15 protein-coding genes are annotated in these 14,994 nt (G+C 65.1%); 4 read left to right on the top strand and 11 right to left on the bottom strand.

The features are described 5' to 3' along the window. Nucleotides 1-83: 83 nt before the first annotated feature. From denD to FJ949_RS13750, 4 genes are read right to left on the bottom strand one after another with little or no spacing between them, the layout of a single operon-like run. Nucleotides 84-1,058, bottom strand: coding sequence for a D-erythronate dehydrogenase (gene denD / locus FJ949_RS13735; protein ID WP_140496257.1), 975 nt, complete (start codon nucleotides 1,056-1,058; stop codon nucleotides 84-86). 12 nt (nucleotides 1,059-1,070) lie between these two features. After that, entirely contained in the window at nucleotides 1,071-1,283 is a 213-nt protein-coding gene (locus FJ949_RS13740) for a SoxR reducing system RseC family protein (RefSeq protein ID WP_140496258.1), read from the bottom strand. 60 nt (nucleotides 1,284-1,343) lie between these two features. Beyond that, nucleotides 1,344-2,372 (bottom strand): cation diffusion facilitator family transporter, encoded by a 1,029-nt coding sequence (locus tag FJ949_RS13745; protein WP_140496259.1) that lies wholly within the window; start codon nucleotides 2,370-2,372, stop codon nucleotides 1,344-1,346. A gap of 27 nt (nucleotides 2,373-2,399) precedes the next feature. Further along, a complete protein-coding gene (locus FJ949_RS13750; protein ID WP_140496260.1) occupies nucleotides 2,400-3,086 on the bottom strand; it encodes a GNAT family protein in 687 nt (228 codons plus the stop codon). A gap of 83 nt (nucleotides 3,087-3,169) precedes the next feature. Between FJ949_RS13750 and FJ949_RS13755 the strand changes: the two genes are divergently transcribed. Next, nucleotides 3,170-4,354 (top strand): pyridoxal phosphate-dependent aminotransferase, encoded by a 1,185-nt coding sequence (locus FJ949_RS13755; RefSeq protein ID WP_140496261.1) that lies wholly within the window; start codon nucleotides 3,170-3,172, stop codon nucleotides 4,352-4,354. Nucleotides 4,355-4,502: 148 nt separating this feature from the next. Continuing rightward, nucleotides 4,503-4,877, top strand: a complete 375-nt coding sequence (locus FJ949_RS13760) for a YciI family protein (RefSeq protein ID WP_140496262.1) — start codon at nucleotides 4,503-4,505, stop codon at nucleotides 4,875-4,877. Between the two features lie 87 nt (nucleotides 4,878-4,964). Here the strand turns inward: FJ949_RS13760 and FJ949_RS13765 are convergent, their stop codons facing one another. The 3 genes from FJ949_RS13765 to FJ949_RS13775 form a co-directional block, all read right to left on the bottom strand. Continuing rightward, nucleotides 4,965-5,717, bottom strand: coding sequence for an SDR family oxidoreductase (locus FJ949_RS13765; protein ID WP_140496263.1), 753 nt, complete (start codon nucleotides 5,715-5,717; stop codon nucleotides 4,965-4,967). Nucleotides 5,718-6,197: 480 nt separating this feature from the next. Further along, nucleotides 6,198-6,938, bottom strand: a complete 741-nt coding sequence (locus tag FJ949_RS13770) for a tellurite resistance TerB family protein (RefSeq protein ID WP_140496264.1) — start codon at nucleotides 6,936-6,938, stop codon at nucleotides 6,198-6,200. A 116-nt stretch (nucleotides 6,939-7,054) separates the two neighbouring features. Continuing rightward, complete coding sequence (locus FJ949_RS13775) at nucleotides 7,055-7,984, bottom strand: rhodanese-related sulfurtransferase (protein WP_140496265.1); 930 nt, start codon at nucleotides 7,982-7,984, stop codon at nucleotides 7,055-7,057. 187 nt (nucleotides 7,985-8,171) lie between these two features. Between FJ949_RS13775 and FJ949_RS13780 the strand changes: the two genes are divergently transcribed. Then, entirely contained in the window at nucleotides 8,172-8,810 is a 639-nt protein-coding gene (locus FJ949_RS13780) for a 2-dehydro-3-deoxy-phosphogluconate aldolase (RefSeq protein WP_140496266.1), read from the top strand. A gap of 11 nt (nucleotides 8,811-8,821) precedes the next feature. Here FJ949_RS13780 and FJ949_RS13785 read toward each other — a convergent pair whose 3' ends face one another. After that, entirely contained in the window at nucleotides 8,822-9,580 is a 759-nt protein-coding gene (locus FJ949_RS13785; protein WP_140496267.1) for an SDR family NAD(P)-dependent oxidoreductase, read from the bottom strand. Between the two features lie 219 nt (nucleotides 9,581-9,799). Between FJ949_RS13785 and FJ949_RS13790 the strand changes: the two genes are divergently transcribed. Then, the gene (locus FJ949_RS13790) at nucleotides 9,800-10,693 is read left to right on the top strand and encodes an AraC family transcriptional regulator (protein ID WP_140496268.1); all 894 of its coding nucleotides are present in this window, start codon (nucleotides 9,800-9,802) and stop codon (nucleotides 10,691-10,693) included. A gap of 86 nt (nucleotides 10,694-10,779) precedes the next feature. Here the strand turns inward: FJ949_RS13790 and FJ949_RS30340 are convergent, their stop codons facing one another. The 3 genes from FJ949_RS30340 to FJ949_RS13800 all read right to left on the bottom strand — a co-directional run bounded on the left by FJ949_RS30340 (nucleotide 10,780) and on the right by FJ949_RS13800 (nucleotide 14,983). Then, a complete protein-coding gene (locus tag FJ949_RS30340) occupies nucleotides 10,780-10,956 on the bottom strand; it encodes a hypothetical protein (RefSeq protein ID WP_181165230.1) in 177 nt (58 codons plus the stop codon). A 195-nt stretch (nucleotides 10,957-11,151) separates the two neighbouring features. Then, nucleotides 11,152-12,978 (bottom strand): DUF882 domain-containing protein, encoded by a 1,827-nt coding sequence (locus FJ949_RS13795; RefSeq protein WP_181172116.1) that lies wholly within the window; start codon nucleotides 12,976-12,978, stop codon nucleotides 11,152-11,154. 469 nt (nucleotides 12,979-13,447) lie between these two features. Beyond that, nucleotides 13,448-14,983 (bottom strand): sigma-54 dependent transcriptional regulator, encoded by a 1,536-nt coding sequence (locus tag FJ949_RS13800; protein WP_140496269.1) that lies wholly within the window; start codon nucleotides 14,981-14,983, stop codon nucleotides 13,448-13,450. Nucleotides 14,984-14,994 lie beyond the last annotated feature (11 nt).

Consider the following 14,994-nt stretch of genomic DNA (forward strand, 5'->3'; position numbering starts at 1 on the left):
CCGGAGCGGAGCGTACTTACTTAAAGTACGTGAGCACCGGAAGCGCAGGTATCAGCCGTTCGCAGGCCGGCATCACCTGAATATCAATACACCTTGCCGCCCAGTTCATCCTCGATATGAGCGCGGATAATCTCGTCAAAACTCTTCTCGGCGCTGAAGCCGAGTTCCCTTGACCGCCGCGCCTCGAACCGCGTCGGCCAGCCCTTGACGATCGCCCAGATCGTCTCGTCCGGCTCCTCGCGGATCAGGCTCACCGCCTTCGGCCCGGCGATGCGTTCCAACGCCTCGATCTGCTCGCCGACGGTGACGGCGACGCCTGGCATCGTCAGGTTGCGGCGCGGCCCGACGGCGGCGCCGTCGATCCCGGCCGCATGGATCAGGAAATTCACCGCCGAGCGTGGGCTGGCGTGGGTATGGACGACGGTGCGCGGCACCGGCAGGATCGCCTCCTGACCGTTCAGCGGCTCGCGGATGATGCCGGAGAAGAAGCCGGAGGCCGCCTTGTTCGGCTTGCCCGGCCGCACGCAGATGGTCGGCAGCCGGATGCCGATGCCGTCGAAGAAGCCGCGCCTGGAATAGTCGGCCAGCAGCGCCTCGCTCATCTGCTTCTGCGTGCCGTAGGAGGTCAGCGGCGTAGTGTGGAATTCATCGGGAATGACGTCCGGGAACGGCGCGCCGAACACCGCGATCGACGAGGTGAACACGACGCGCGGCGCAAACCCCGCCAGGCGGATGGCATCGAACAAGGCGCGCGTGCCGTCGAGATTGACGCGGTAGCCGAGATCGAAATTGGCTTCCGCCTCGCCCGACACGATGCCGGCGAGATGGAACACGACGTCGGGCCGCGACGCGACCAGCCTCTCGGCGGCGCCCGCCTCGGCGAGATCGCCGGTATGGCTGTGGATGCTGACGCCATCGATGGCCGGCGCCTGTGGCGGTACGATGTCGTGCAGGTCGAGCGCGGTGATCTTCTGGCCGCGCAGCCTGCCGTCCTTCGCCAGCCGTGCAATGAGCTTGCGGCCGACCATGCCGGCGGCGCCCGTGATCAGAATGCGCATGTCGAACTTCCCTTATTTGCCCTGATTTTTGCGTTGGCTGCGCGCGCGCAGCCAGAACACCAAGAAAAACGCCAGCACGAACGCGGTGCCGAAGATGCCGGCCAGCACGGTCGACAGATCGCCGAGGGCCAGCATGATGTTTGGCAGGAAATAAACGGCAATGCCGAACAGCAGCATGATCGACAGCGCGGCGATGGCGGCGTTCTTGCTATCGCGATCCATTATGCTGTCCCTGCGTGGCCAGGGGTCGTCGAGCTCGGATTCAAGGCGCTTGGATTCCCTGCGTCAGTGATGATGGCCATGATGCAAAGCCGCGTCATGCCCCTGGTGGTGATCATGGTCATGACCATGGTCGTGCTCGTCGCCGTCGTCGGCGCACTGGCCGAATTCAGGTTCCACCGTGGCATGGCTGATGCCATGCTCCGACGCAAGCCGCTTCTTGATCGCGCTGACCGCCTTGTGCGCGTCCACGCCCTCGTTGAGGCATGCATGCAGCGTCGCCATGCTGCTGGTGCCGTCGATCGACCAGATATGCATGTGGTGCACCTCGCGCACCCCCTGGACCGTCGTCGCGATGTCGCTGGCGATCAGGTCCCGGTCGAGGCTCGGCGGCACCCCTTCGAGCAGGACGTGGGCGGCCGCGCGCATCAGCGACCATGCCGTGGACAGGATCAGCAGCGAGACCAGCACCGACAGGATCGGATCGATCGGGGTCCAGCCGGTGGCCAGAATGACGATCGCCGCCACGATTGCCGCGGTCGAGCCGAGCAGGTCGCCGAGCACGTGCAGGATGGCGCCGCGCATGTTGAGGCTCTCACGGTCGCCGCCATGCAGCACCAGGAAGGAGCCGATGTTGACCAGCAGGCCGAGGATCGCCACCACCAGCATCGGCCCGCCCAGCACCGGCGCCGGCGTCTGCAGGCGCTCCCACGCCTCGTAGACGATCCACAGCGCGATGACGAAGATGGCGATGCCGTTGGTGTAGGCCACCAGCGTCTTGACCCGGCCGAAGCCATAGGTCAGGCGGACGGTCGCCGGCCGGTCCGCAAGATGAAACGCATACCAGGCCAGGCCGAGCGCAATGGCGTCGGCAAGCATGTGGCCGGCATCGGCCAGCAGCGCCAGAGAGCCGGTGAAGAGGCCGCCAAGCGCCTCGGCCACCATGAAGCCTGCCGTCAGGTAGGCCGCGATCAAAACGCGCTTCTTGTCGGTCGAGCCATGACTATGCGCGCTGTGGCCGTGCCCGCTGTAGCCGTGCCCGCTGTGGTCGTGCCGGCTGTCGTCGTGCCGGCTGTCGTCGTCACTGTGCGCCAATGGCAAACTCCCATGCCCGGATTCAGCTCAAGCGCCGAATTCCGCGCGAAAATCCTCGAGCCGTCGTTTCTGCTGGCCGGCACCGTCGAAATTGGCCGGATCGAGCCACGCCTCGTAGGCTTTGCGCAAGGCCGGCCATTCCTTGTCGATGATCGAATACCATGCGGTGTCGCGGTTTTCACCCTTGACGATCAGGTGCTGGCGGAAAATGCCCTCGAACTTGAAGCCGAACCGTTCCGCTGCGCGCTTCGACGGCTCGTTGCGGTTGTTGCATTTCCATTCGTAGCGGCGATAGCCGAGCTCGTCGAAAATGTATTTCATGAACAGGAATTGCGCCTCGGTCGCCGCCGGCTTGCGCGCGATGAGCGGCCCCCAATAGATGTTGCCGATCTCGATGACGCCATAGGCCGGATTGATGCGCATCAGGGTCTGGCGCCCGGCGACCTTGCCGCTCGCTTTGTCGATGACGGCGAAGAACAGCGGATCCTCGCTCGCCTCCACCTTGTCCAGCCAGGGTTGGAAGGCGGCGCGGGTTTCCGGCGGATAGTCGGGCAGCCAGGCGAAGCGGCCATCGACGTCGGCCACGGAAGACGCTTCATAGAGGCCATCGCCGTGCTTGGCGGCGCTCAGCGGCTCAAGCCTGACATAGCGGCCCTCCAGCACCTTGCGCTCCGGGCGCGGACGCGGTTGCCAGTCCTTGAGATTTTCCGACACCGACAGCTCCAATCCGTTTGACTTTTGCGGGCCGAAGCTCACAAAAACGCAACCGCATAGCAAGAACCACACGGACGGGAAAAATGCTCCACACGATTTCGGCCTTCGATCGTCTCGGCGAGGAAAACGCCTTCGCCGTGCTCGCGAGGGCCACGGCACTCGCCCAGCAAGGCCGCGACATCGTCAATCTCGGCATCGGCCAGCCCGACTTCAAGACGCCGCAGCACATTGTCGAGGCGGCGATCAAGGCGCTGCGCGACGGCCACCACGGCTACACGCCGGCGAACGGCCTGTTGGCGACGCGCGAGGCGGTGGTGCGCCGCACGCTGACCACGACCGGGGTCGAGGTATCGCCCGAGGCGGTGATGATCCTGCCCGGCGGCAAGCCGACCATGTTCGCCGCCATCCTGATGTTCGGCGAGCCCGGCGCCGAGATCCTCTATCCCGATCCCGGCTTTCCCATCTATCGCTCTATGATCGAATTCACCGGTGCGGCACCCATCCCCGTGCCGATGCGCGAGGAGAACGGCTTTGCCTTCTCGGCCGAGGAGACGCTGGCGCTGATCACCTCTAAGACACGGCTCCTGATCCTCAACTCGCCGGCCAACCCGACCGGCGGCGTCACACCGCGCGCCGAGATCGAGAAGTTGGTCAAGGGACTGGAGGCACATCCGCGGGTGGCCATCCTTTCCGACGAAATCTACGACGTGATGACCTATGACGGCGAAAAACACTGCTCGCTGCTCGGGTTTCCCGAAATCCGCGACCGGCTGATCGTGCTCAACGGCTGGTCGAAGACCTGGGCGATGACCGGTTGGCGCATGGGCTGGTCGATCTGGCCGAACGGCGACAAGGGCGCCCATCTCTATGACAAGGTGCGCAAGCTGGCGGTCAATTGCTGGTCCTGCGTTAACGCGCCGAGCCAGTTTGCCGGCATCGCGGCCATCGACGGCCCGCAGGACGACGTCGACAAGATGATGCGCGCCTTCGATCGCCGCAGGAAGATCGTGGTCGAGGGACTGAACGCCCTGCCAAACATATCCTGCATCACGCCCAAGGGCGCCTTCTATGCCTTCCCCAACGTGTCGAAGACCGGCTGGAAGGCGAAGAAACTCGCCTCCGCCCTGCTCGACGACGCCGGCGTCGCGTTGATCGGCGGCCCCGATTTCGGCATTCTCGGCGAGGGCTATGTCAGGCTCTCCTACGCCAATTCCGAGGAGAACATTTTGCGCGCGCTGGACAGGATCGGAGCGTTCCTGGCCAAGTGAGGCCTCCGGCGTTCGCCGCGAGCCCGCATCGATTGCCGCTGGCGGCATGGCAATGTCATGATGCGTCGGGAGGCGCATGGCCAAAGACTGTGCCTGCGTGCGGGGAGCCGCTACGATCGTTGGATCAGGATCGAAATGGGGTGCCTCGATGTTTTATGCAATTCTTGCCTATCACGTGGAAGACGCGATCAAGGCACTGACGCCGCAGGAAGATGCGGCACTGATGACCGACCTGCTCAAGATCCACGACGGGCTCTATGCGAACGGCAGCCTCGGCCCCTCGGCGCGGCTTGGAGCGACCCAGTCGGCCTGCACCTTGCGCGGACCCGGCGACGGGATCGTCATCGACGGCCCCTTCGCCGAGACCAAGGAACAGCTTCTCGGCCTCTATGTCGTCGATTGCGCCAAGCGCGATGACGCGATCGCCATCGCGCGCGATCTGCGCCGCGTCAACCCGACCGCCGTCTACGAGATCCGCCCGATCGCGCTCTATCTGCCGGGCGTGGCGCTGGCGGGGGCCTAAGGCAACTCCAGAAAAAGTGCGTAGAGGTTTTCCCGGGAAAAGCGCGTAGCGCTTTCCCTTGGGAATTGCGCAAAAATAAAGGCTTCGTCAGCCTCTGCCCACGAACGGCATCTTGGTCGCCATCACGGTCATGAACAGCACATTGGCCTCGAGCGGCAGGCTGGCCATGTGGACGACGGCGTCGGCCACGTGCTGGACGTCCATCACCGCTTCGGCGGCAATGGAGCCGTTGGCCTGTGGCACGCCGACCGTCATCGGTTGCGCCATGTCGGTCAGCGCATTGCCGATGTCGATCTGGCCGCAGGCAATGTCGTAGGGGCGGCCGTCGAGCGCCAGCGTCTTGGTCAGCCCGGTGATGGCATGCTTGGTCGCGGTATAGGGCACCGATCCCGGGCGCGGCGCGTGGGCCGAGATGGAGCCATTGTTGATGATGCGGCCGCCCATCGGTTTCTGCTTGCGCATGGCGCGGAAGGCCGCGCGGGCGCACAGGAACGAACCGGTGAGGTTTACGCCCACAATATCGTTCCACACCTCGACCGGGATCTCGTCGATCGGCGCCGACTTGTAGCCCATGCCGGCATTATTGAAGAGCAGGTCGACGCGGCCGAACGCCTCCGCCACCGTCTCGAACAAATCATCGACCTCGCCGGGCTTGCTGATGTCGCAGGCGACAGCCAGTGCCTTGGCATCCGTCTGCTCGGCCGCGGCGATCGCCGCGTCCAGCAGTGCCTTCCGGCGTCCGCAGAACACGGTGTTCCAGCCGGCTTTGAGCAGCGCGGTGGCGACGCTCTTGCCGATGCCCGTGCCGGCGCCGGTGACGATGGCGGTTTTTTCGGTCATGGCAGATATCCTCCGGCTGCGCCGCATTTGCTCGACTGATTTTCAGGTGGTCCAGGGACAAAAGGCATCGCAAATGACGGCGGCGATGGCAAGCGGGACACTGGTATCCAGGGCAACGAATCCAAGCTGACAGGTCTTCGGGCCTTCGGCCCCGCGCTGTCGAGGGAGCATTGAACGGAAAACCCGCCTGTGCGGCGGGTCCCTGGCGCAACTCAGCACCATAACCAAATATCTACCATAGTTGCCTTCACCCAGTCAAGGAAAAAATTCCTATCACGGGTTCGGAGCCTGCCCGGGTGCCGAAAGTGCAATTCGTTTTTGGGAGAAACCCGGAGGGCCGACAAAAAGGGCGGTCATTGGCGACCGCCCTGATCTGGACCGGACTTGGGAGGAGGAAAGCCGATCCGACTGTTTAGAATCATGCGCTTCCTGGGTTAACGAGAGGTTAACGCCACGAAGGCCCGCCTGTTCCGTTTTGGCCTACCAGCGTGGATTGGGTGAGGTCCCGGCCTTGGCAGCCGGCACTTTGACCGCCGAAACCGTTGCCTCGACATGGTCGATCAGCGCATCCGGCAGGCCGAGCCGGCCCGCGAGCAGATCGAGATAGCCGCGCTCGGCGCGTGTGTCGGGATCGATTGTAAGGCGCGACGCGGTGTAGAGCTCAAGCTTCTGCGCGTCGGTCTTGGCGCCGGCCACCAGCGTGTCTAGGTCGATCGGGCTCTCCAGCTCCGCCATCAGGAATTTTTCCGCATCGGAACCGATCCCCGCGAGGCTCAGCTTGCCGGCGATCTTCTTGCGCTCCTCGTCGTCGACATGGCCGTCGGCCTTGGCCGCCGAGATCATCGCCCGCACCAGGGTCAGCGTGAATTCGTCCTCGCCCTGCGGCGCTTGCGACGGGTGGAAGGCAGTGTCTTTCGGCGGCGGCAGCAATTCCGGTTCGCCGGCCGCCGGCGCCTGCTCGGGTGCATTGCCGGCCTTGTAATTCTGGTAGGCCTTGTAGGCGAGGCCACCGATCGCTGCCAACCCGCCGAGCTTGACGGCGGCACCGGTGACCTGGCGCCCGGCGCCGGTTCCAAGCAGCACCGCGGCCAGCGCGCCCGCCGCAAGAGGATTGTCCTTGGCCATCTGCACCGCCTGTCCGGCCTTGTCGCGGACCGTGCCGCCGGTGCCGGGAATTTGCGAGCCGAGCAGATCGTCGAGAAGCTTCTTGGGATCGAACATCAATGCCTCCAGGATTGCCCGGCCGAACGGGCAGGTTTCGAACGCCGAAGACGTAGGTCCCGAAACCTGGCATTGCAATGACGGGCGGCCGCTTTGCCCCGGCCCAGGCGCCTTGATCAGGACCCGATATGCGGTCCCCTGCCCCGCGCCTGCGCCAGCTCGACCTGCCGCTGGCGCTCGGCATAGCGCTGGCGGTCGTCGTCCGACCGAGCGTCGAAACAACGCGGGCAGGAGACGCCGGCGGCAAATTTCGGCGATGTCAGCTCGTCCAAGGTCAGTGGATGCCGGCAGGCGCGGCACAGCTCGGCGTCGCCCTCGGCGAGGCCGTGCGACACCGAAACCCGTTCGTCGAAGACGAAGCATTCGCCTTGCCACAGGCTGTCTTCGGCCGGCACCTCTTCGAGGTATTTCAGGATGCCGCCCTTGAGATGGAACACCTCCTCGAGACCAAGCGACCTGACATAGGCCGTCGCCTTCTCGCAGCGTATGCCGCCAGTGCAGAACATGGCGACCTTGCGGCCTTCCAGTTCCGCGCGGTGCTCTTCCACCCAGGCCGGGAATTCGCGAAAGCTCGCGGTCGCCGGATCGATGGCGCCCTTGAAGGTGCCGATCGACACTTCGTAGGCGTTGCGCGTGTCGATGACGATCGTGTCGGGTTGGGAAATCAGCGCGTTCCAGTCGGCCGGCGCGACATAGGTGCCGGCACTCTTCGCCGGGTCGATGTCTTCGACACCCATCGTGACGATCTCGCGCTTCAGCCGCACCTTCATGCGGTGGAAGGGCGTTTGCGCGGCGCTGCTGTATTTCACCTCGAGGCCGGACAGCCCGTCGATGGCTTCGAGATGGTCGATCAGTTCGGCAATCGCCGCATCGCTGCCGGCGACCGTGCCGTTGATACCTTCATGCGCCAGAAGCAGCGTACCCCTGATGCCGCGCCCACAGCAGAAGGCAGCCAGTGGCGCCCGCAGCACCTCGAACGCGTCGAGCCAGGCAAATTTGTAGAGCGCGGCGACGCGGACAGGCTGGGATGGCGCGGACGGTGTCATTGCCAGAGCAACTAGACGCTCGTAAAAGCCGTTTCAAGGTGAAACGGGTTTGACGGCCTGCCATGGCCCTGTTCCGGAAGAGCCCGTAAGCTACCCGGCGTGCGTGACATCACGACACGCCCGGTTGCGTGGACAGGAAAATATCAGTCTGCTAATCGGTTGAATCGACAACGATATGGAGAAGAAGATGCCTAGCAAGACCGAAAAACTCCTGTCGCTGCTCAATGGCCAGCCGGTCATCCCGGTGCTGAAGATCGCTGAAGTTGCCAATGCCGTGCCCTTGGCCCGCGCTTTGGCACGCGGCGGCCTGCCGGCGATCGAGATCACGCTCAGGACCGCGGATGCGCTGGAAGCGATCCGACGCGTGGCGGGCGAGGTCGAGGAAGCCATCGTCGGTGCCGGCACCATTCTGGATGCGCGCCAGTTTGACGAGGCGGCCGCCGCCGGCTCGCAATTCATCGTCAGCCCGGGCATAACCCGCGAGCTTCTGGCCGGCGCCGCCGACAGCGAGGTTCCGCTGCTGCCCGGCGCCATCACCCCCGGCGAGATCATGGCCGCGCGCGAAGCAGGCTTGCGCTTCCTGAAGTTCTTCCCGGCCGAGCAGTCGGGCGGCATCGCCTCGCTGAAGGCATTCGCCTCGCCGCTCGCCGATGTGAAATTCTGCCCGACCGGCGGCATCACCGGCAAGAACGCGGCCGACTATCTCAGCCTGCCCAATGTCATCTGCGTCGGCGGCTCCTGGGTCGCCCCCGACGACATGGTCAAGGCCGGCAGGTGGGACGAAATCGAAGCTCTCGCACGCGCCGCGAGCAAGCTCGCCGGATAGCGCTTTCGCGTTCACCAGCGCAGCGGGCCATTCTCGTCGAAATAGCCGGCAGTCGGACCATCGGCATCCAGCGTCGCCAGGCGCACGATGATCTCGGCTGCCTGCCGCACCGTGCGACCGCCCCTGTGCCCGTTGAGATCGGTCGCGGTGTAGCCGGGAGCAGCCGCATTCACCTTGATGCCGCGCGGCGCGAGCTCCCTGGCGAACGCCACCGTAATCGCGTTGAGCGCCGTCTTGGAGCTGCCATAGCCCATTATGTTGGGCGACTGGTTTTCGCCTGTTGCGTCCTGCGCGCGGGCGATCGAGCCGATATAGCTGCTCACCATGACGATGCGGCCGGCGGGCGATGCCAGCAGAAGCGGCAGGAATGCCTGGGTGACGCGGACCGGGCCGAAGACGTTGACATCATAGGTGGCCTTGATGTCGGCGATATTCTCCCGGCTCGGCGGCAACTCATACCGCCCGTTCGAGCCGAGCGCGTCGACATATCCAGGAGCAATGCCGGCATTGTTGACCAGCACGTCGAGGCTGGCTACCCGCGCCGCGACGGTCCTGGCGGCGGCCGCCACGCTTTCGTCATCGACGACGTCGAGTTCGAGCCACTCGACGTCGAGCCCTTCGCTGCGCAGCGCCTGTGCCGCTGCGGTGCCGCGTGCGGCGTCGCGGGCGCCGAGCCAGACCTTGAATCCCGTTGCCGCCAGGCGCCGTGCGGTCTCCAGGCCGATGCCCTTGTTGGCGCCGGTCACCAGTGCGCGCTTCGATGTCGTCATATCCAAATCTCCTTTGTGGAGGCCTGACGCCTGTCGCCTGGAAGTGGCCCGGTCCGGGAAAACGACATGCATAAAACAAAGGCCCAAGACGCGTCGCCAAACGCGACGCGCCTTAGAGATGGCGGATTGCGGCCCGCCTCGCGCGCCGAAAACTCTCTTGCTCTTGCCTGATCCTCTCACCTGGTTGCGCGGCCCACGCGGATCGGCAATGCTGAAACGATGAGAGAGGCGCTGCTGGAATTGATCGCCATCGCCGGCCGCCATGCGCATGGGCGGCGGACAAGGACGGCGATCCCTCGCGTTACGATCGGCCGCAGCGAGGTCCCGACGCCGCCTATGCCCGAGCTTTGTCAGCCGACGGCGCTGTTCGTGCTGCAAGGCACGAAATCGGTGCTGATCGGCGAGCGTACGCTTCGTTATCAAGCCGGCAGCTATTTCGTCTACGCAGTCGAGACACCCGCCACCAGCCAGCTGATCGAGGCGAGCACCGCGCATCCCTATGTGGCCATCGGCTTCGCCCTCGATGTCAAGGCGATCGCAGCCCTGCTCATCGAGCACGAGCCGGCCGTCGGTGGCGACGATTTCATGACCTACCTGGCCAATGACGACCTGCTCGACGCGTGGCGCCGGATGCTGCGGCTGCTCGACAGGCCCGCCGAGATTCCCGTGCTCGCTCCCCTGCTCGAGCGCGAGATATTGTTTCGCCTGTTGCAAGGCCCGCAAGGCGCGAAGTTGCGCCAGCTCGCCGGCGCCGACAGCCGCTTGTCACAGATCCGCCGGGCGACCGCCTGGATCCGGGCTCACTATGACGAGCCTATCGAGGTGCGGCGGTTGGCCGAGCTCGCCAATATGAGCAGCGCTGCGTTTCATCGCCACTTCAAGGCGGCGACGGCGATGAGCCCGATCCAGTACCAGAAGCAGGTCCGCCTGCTGGAGGCCCGCCACCTGCTGCTGGCCCAGCCGGGAAACGCCGCGCGGGTTGCCTTTACCGTGGGCTATGAAAGCGCTTCGCAGTTCAGCCGGGAGTATGCGCGTCAGTTCGGGTTGCCGCCTGCACGCGATGCCGCGCGGCTTCTGGCGCGGGGCGAAGCGGCCGCGCTGGACATCGACTGAACCATCCCGGGCGGCACGAAAAAGCCCGGCCGGCTTGCGCCGATCGGGCTAGTCTGGTGCCATGATAGTCAGTGGTGTCTTGGCGGTCAGTTGCAGACCCTGACCTTCTCGACCGCCTTGTGGCGATGCTTCCAATGCGTGACCATCTTGGTCCGGCAGTGATGCTTGCCATTTTTGATGATCACGGTTTCGGCTTGCGAGGGAGCAAAAGCCGCCGATGCCGCCACCAGCGCCAGGACGGATGCCAACAGGATCTTCTTCATGAATATCCCCGGGGTTGGAACGCAGCCATTCTAGCCGGGAAACAGGCAGCTTTTACCTTTTCACGAGAAGTTCAGGCACCCGTGATCCCGCGGGGCCGGGGCCGGCTTCATGCATGCCGGTTGTGCCCGCACACAGCCGGCTGACAACGAAAAGCCGCGCCGGTTGCCCGGCGCGGCTTTCGGAATGCCCGGTCTTTACTTCGTCTGGAAGCGCGCGACGGACAGGAATTTTACGGCATTGCCGGTGAAACGGTTGGCATCCGCCATCTGGTCGCCCTGCTGGAAGCCGGCCGTGTAGACCTCGCTCGGCGGCGTGTGGACCACGTTGTAGGCGTAGCCCGGCGCCGTCGTGGCGCTCGAAACCGTCGCGACATTCTCGCCGCTGGTCAGCGCCCAGCGGGCGGCCTGCGGTGCGGCGGCAACCACGATGGCCTTGGGACCGGGTTTCAGGTCGCGGGCGGTGGCTCTGGCCTCCTTGCGGGTCGTCTTCACGCCGGCGCCGATCGCGGCGACCGGATCGGAACCGGCAGCGCGGGCGACGACGGCCTCGCGCGGCGATGCGGCATCGACGCCGGACGGGTCGTTGAAAGCCGAACGAGGCTCGGACAACGACGCAACCCGATAATAGTCAGCCTGCACGGGAAGCGCCTCGGCCTCGTCGAGCACGGCCTTGACCGCATCGGGCTTGACCGCATCGGGCTTGGCCGCATCGATATTGGTCATATCCGGCCGCGCGCTCGGCAGCACCGAGAAGGCATCGGTCGCGGTCTTGCCACGCTCGGCCGTCTCGGCCAGCGCCATCAGCACATCCTTGCTGGGCGCAGGCGCCAGCACCGCCGGCAACGTGTGTTCGGGGCGCCATGTCGGCAAAGGTATGTTGTTGGCGGCAACCTGCGCTGCATCGGCGGCGACCGCCGAGGGATCAGCCTTGCCGAAAGGCATATTCGCCGGCGTCTGCACGGTTGCCACGGTCTGTTCGGCGCTGGCCGTCGCATCCGCCATGCCGAAGGGAACATTCTCAGGCGGCTGTGCGCCGACATCGACTTTCGGCCGCGGCGCAAAATCGGGCAGCGGGATGCTGCGTGCCGGCAACGCCGCGATGATGGTCTCGGGCGTATCCTTTTCCGGCTCCGGAGCCTGCTCCTCGGCGACCTGCGGGATCTCGGCGCGCTTGGCGTTCTCGGGCGCCACGATCGCGATCCCCGGCAGGGTGTCGCTCTTGGCGGTGCTCGCCGGTGCCGGCTTCACGCTTCTCGGCTTGGGCGCCGGCTCCGCGGATGCGACATCGGCGCTGTCGTCGGCCTCGTCGTCGCCGCCGCCGAAAAAGGCAGCCAGCAGTCCGCCGGACCTCTTGGAACCGCCGCCGGCGCTGGCCAGCTCGATGGCGGCGCCGCCGGAACCCTTGCGTGCCTTGTACGAGGCAAGCGCCTGCTCAAAGCCGGGCAGCGGCCGGCCGTCGCTCGGCACGTGCAGCGTCTTGCCGTTCGGGAACAGGCTCACCAGTTCCTGTCGGCTGATGCCGGGCCAATGGCGCACATTGCCGACGTCCATGTGGACGAACGGCGAACCGGATCTCGGATAGTAGCCGACGCCGCCGCCCTGCATCTTGAGCCCGATATTGCGCAGCTTCTTCAGCGGCACGCCCGGAATGTAGAAGTCCATCGCCTTGCCGAGCATGTGCTGGCTCTTCTCGGCGACACCCTTGCTGCGGCTGCGCAGCATCGAGTTCGTCGACGGCGAGCGATAGCCGCAAACCACCTGGATATAGTCGGTGGCGCCGCTTTCCCGATAGGCTTCCCAGACCAGGTCCAGCAGGCGCGGGTCCATCTTGGTCGGCTCGTTGCGGCGCCAGTCGCGCAGGATGATGTTGATCTTCCTCAGCCCGGCCTGATCGTAACGGCCGTTGCGCTTGTAGACGATCTCCGCTTTCTCGTGCGTGTGGAGGTGGTAGAGCTTCAGAGAACGGACTTCGGCCCTGGCGCCGGTTGCGGCAGCGGCAAGAAAACCAAATGCGACAATCATGGCCACCAGCCACTTCGGCCAGACGCTCAGATGATAGTGCCGCCCGTTTGTGTGTCGTTCGATTCTGTTCAAATCAAAAGGCCTTGCAGGCTGCCGTTTGTCCCCGGATTTGCCCAAACGGACGTGTCGTTGTCACATCCGAATATCGATCCTAATGGTTAATCATCGCTTATTGAAGCCGAAATGCGGTAAGACCGTGGCGATATCCCGCCAAAAATTGTCCACAAGGTTTCTTGGTAAACCGCTGGTTTAGATCATGATTCCTCGTTTGGCCGAAACACGATCTGTTACCGTTAGCCTTAATGCGTGAACGGGACCGTCGGGGACGTCGCCATCGGCGCGCCACTCTCCGGTCCAGTCAATGCACCGGCGACATGATGGCAGCGCAAGCTGGTCCCGGCCTTGCGTGACCGCACTCGGGCCGACCGCTCTCAGGCCGGACATCGGGCGGCTGTGCGCGATAGCGCCCTCAGGAAGCGAGCCGGTCGAGCCTGCCGGTTTCCGGATCGATGCCGTATTCCTTGAGCTTGCGGTAAAGCGTCGAGCGGCCGATGCCGAGGCGGCGGGCGACTTCGCTCATCTGGCCGTTGTAGTGATCGATGGCGAGCTTGATCATCTCCAGTTCGACATCCGCCAGGGCGCGCACATTGCCGCGTTCGTCGAGCGCGCGCAGCGTGCCGAAGCGTGGCTGAAGCCGCGTCGGCGATTCGGGTTCGGCAGCCGGAACGATCTCGCCGCTCAGCGCCGGCTCATCGCGCGGTTCTACGGCCAAAGCCGGGCCGGCCGGCGCGATGTCCACATCGAGACGGACCGTGCCCTCCACCTGGGCGCGGATTTGCGGGAAATCCTCGACGCCGAGCACATCGCCTTCGCACAGCACCGAGGCGCGGAAGACGGCATTTTCCAGCTGCCGGATGTTGCCGGGCCAGTCATAGGCCTGGAGCACGGCGAGCGCCGCCGCCGAAATGCCCCGCAGGCGATGGCGCGGGTCCGCCGGAGCCACCTTCTCCATGAAATGCGCGACCAGATCGGGAATGTCGTCGCGGCGGTCGCGCAGGGGCGGCACATAGATCGGGTAGACGTTGAGCCGGTAGAACAGGTCCTCGCGGAACTTGCCGTCCTTGACCTGCTGCAGGAGATTGCGGTGCGTCGCCGAAATCAGCCTGATGTCGACCCGGACCGTGGCGCGGCCGCCGACCGGATCGACCTCGCCATCCTGGACGGCGCGCAGCAGCTTGACCTGCACGTCGAGCGGCAGGTCGCCGATCTCGTCCAGGAACAGCGTGCCCGAATGCGCTTCGACGAATTTGCCGGTGTGCTTCTCCGTGGCTCCGGTGAACGAGCCCTTCTCATGGCCGAACAGGATCGATTCGACCAGATTGTCGGGAATGGCGCCGCAATTGACGGTGACGAAAGGTTTCGAGCGGCGGTCGCCGCTGCCCTGTATGGCGCGCGCCACCAGTTCCTTGCCGACGCCGGATTCGCCCTCGATCAGGATCGGGATGTTGGATGCCGCCGCTTTCTGGCCGAGGCGGATCACCTTGTCCATGGCGGGACTGTGCGTGATCATGTCCCTGAAGGTCAGCAGCCCGCCGCGCCGGCGCGACGTGCGCTTGACCTCGCCTTCGACAGCCTCGACCTTGAGTGCGTTGGCGATCGAGGCCTGCAGCCTGTCGGGAGAGGCCGGCTTGACGACGAAGTCGAAGGCGCCGTGGCGCATCGCCGAAACCACGGTCTCGATGCCGCCCTGGGCGGTCTGCACGATGACCGGGATGGTGATGCCGCGCTCGCGCATCGCCTTGAGCACGCCGATGCCATCGAGATCGGGCATGACCAGATCGAGAATGACCACCGACACGTCGCGGGCGCCGGGTCCGTCGAGGACGTCGAGGCCGGCAGCGCCCCCGTCGACGACGATTGCGGTGTGGCCGAACCGCGTCACCGCCGCCTCGAGCAGCCGGCGCTGCACGGGATCGTCATCGACTATGAGTATGGAACCTGTCATGACTGTCTTGA

The sequence above is a fragment of the Mesorhizobium sp. B2-4-1 genome (assembly GCF_006442185.1).
GTDB lineage: Bacteria > Pseudomonadota > Alphaproteobacteria > Rhizobiales > Rhizobiaceae > Mesorhizobium.

What these genes read in the sequence shown, in the direction of transcription:
- FJ949_RS13775 (WP_140496265.1), bottom strand. Translation starts at nt 7,984, where the DNA reads ATGACACCGTCCGCGCCATCCCAGCCTGTCCGCGTCGCCGCGCTCTAC.
- FJ949_RS13755 (WP_140496261.1), top strand. Translation starts at nt 3,170, where the DNA reads ATGCTCCACACGATTTCGGCCTTCGATCGTCTCGGCGAGGAAAACGCC.
- FJ949_RS13795 (WP_181172116.1), bottom strand. Translation starts at nt 12,978, where the DNA reads ATGATTGTCGCATTTGGTTTTCTTGCCGCTGCCGCAACCGGCGCCAGG.
- FJ949_RS13770 (WP_140496264.1), bottom strand. Translation starts at nt 6,938, where the DNA reads ATGTTCGATCCCAAGAAGCTTCTCGACGATCTGCTCGGCTCGCAAATT.
- FJ949_RS13765 (WP_140496263.1), bottom strand. Translation starts at nt 5,717, where the DNA reads ATGACCGAAAAAACCGCCATCGTCACCGGCGCCGGCACGGGCATCGGC.
- FJ949_RS13800 (WP_140496269.1), bottom strand. Translation starts at nt 14,983, where the DNA reads ATGACAGGTTCCATACTCATAGTCGATGACGATCCCGTGCAGCGCCGG.
- FJ949_RS13785 (WP_140496267.1), bottom strand. Translation starts at nt 9,580, where the DNA reads ATGACGACATCGAAGCGCGCACTGGTGACCGGCGCCAACAAGGGCATC.
- FJ949_RS13790 (WP_140496268.1), top strand. Translation starts at nt 9,800, where the DNA reads ATGAGAGAGGCGCTGCTGGAATTGATCGCCATCGCCGGCCGCCATGCG.
- FJ949_RS30340 (WP_181165230.1), bottom strand. Translation starts at nt 10,956, where the DNA reads ATGAAGAAGATCCTGTTGGCATCCGTCCTGGCGCTGGTGGCGGCATCG.
- FJ949_RS13760 (WP_140496262.1), top strand. Translation starts at nt 4,503, where the DNA reads ATGTTTTATGCAATTCTTGCCTATCACGTGGAAGACGCGATCAAGGCA.
- FJ949_RS13780 (WP_140496266.1), top strand. Translation starts at nt 8,172, where the DNA reads ATGCCTAGCAAGACCGAAAAACTCCTGTCGCTGCTCAATGGCCAGCCG.
- denD (WP_140496257.1), bottom strand. Translation starts at nt 1,058, where the DNA reads ATGCGCATTCTGATCACGGGCGCCGCCGGCATGGTCGGCCGCAAGCTC.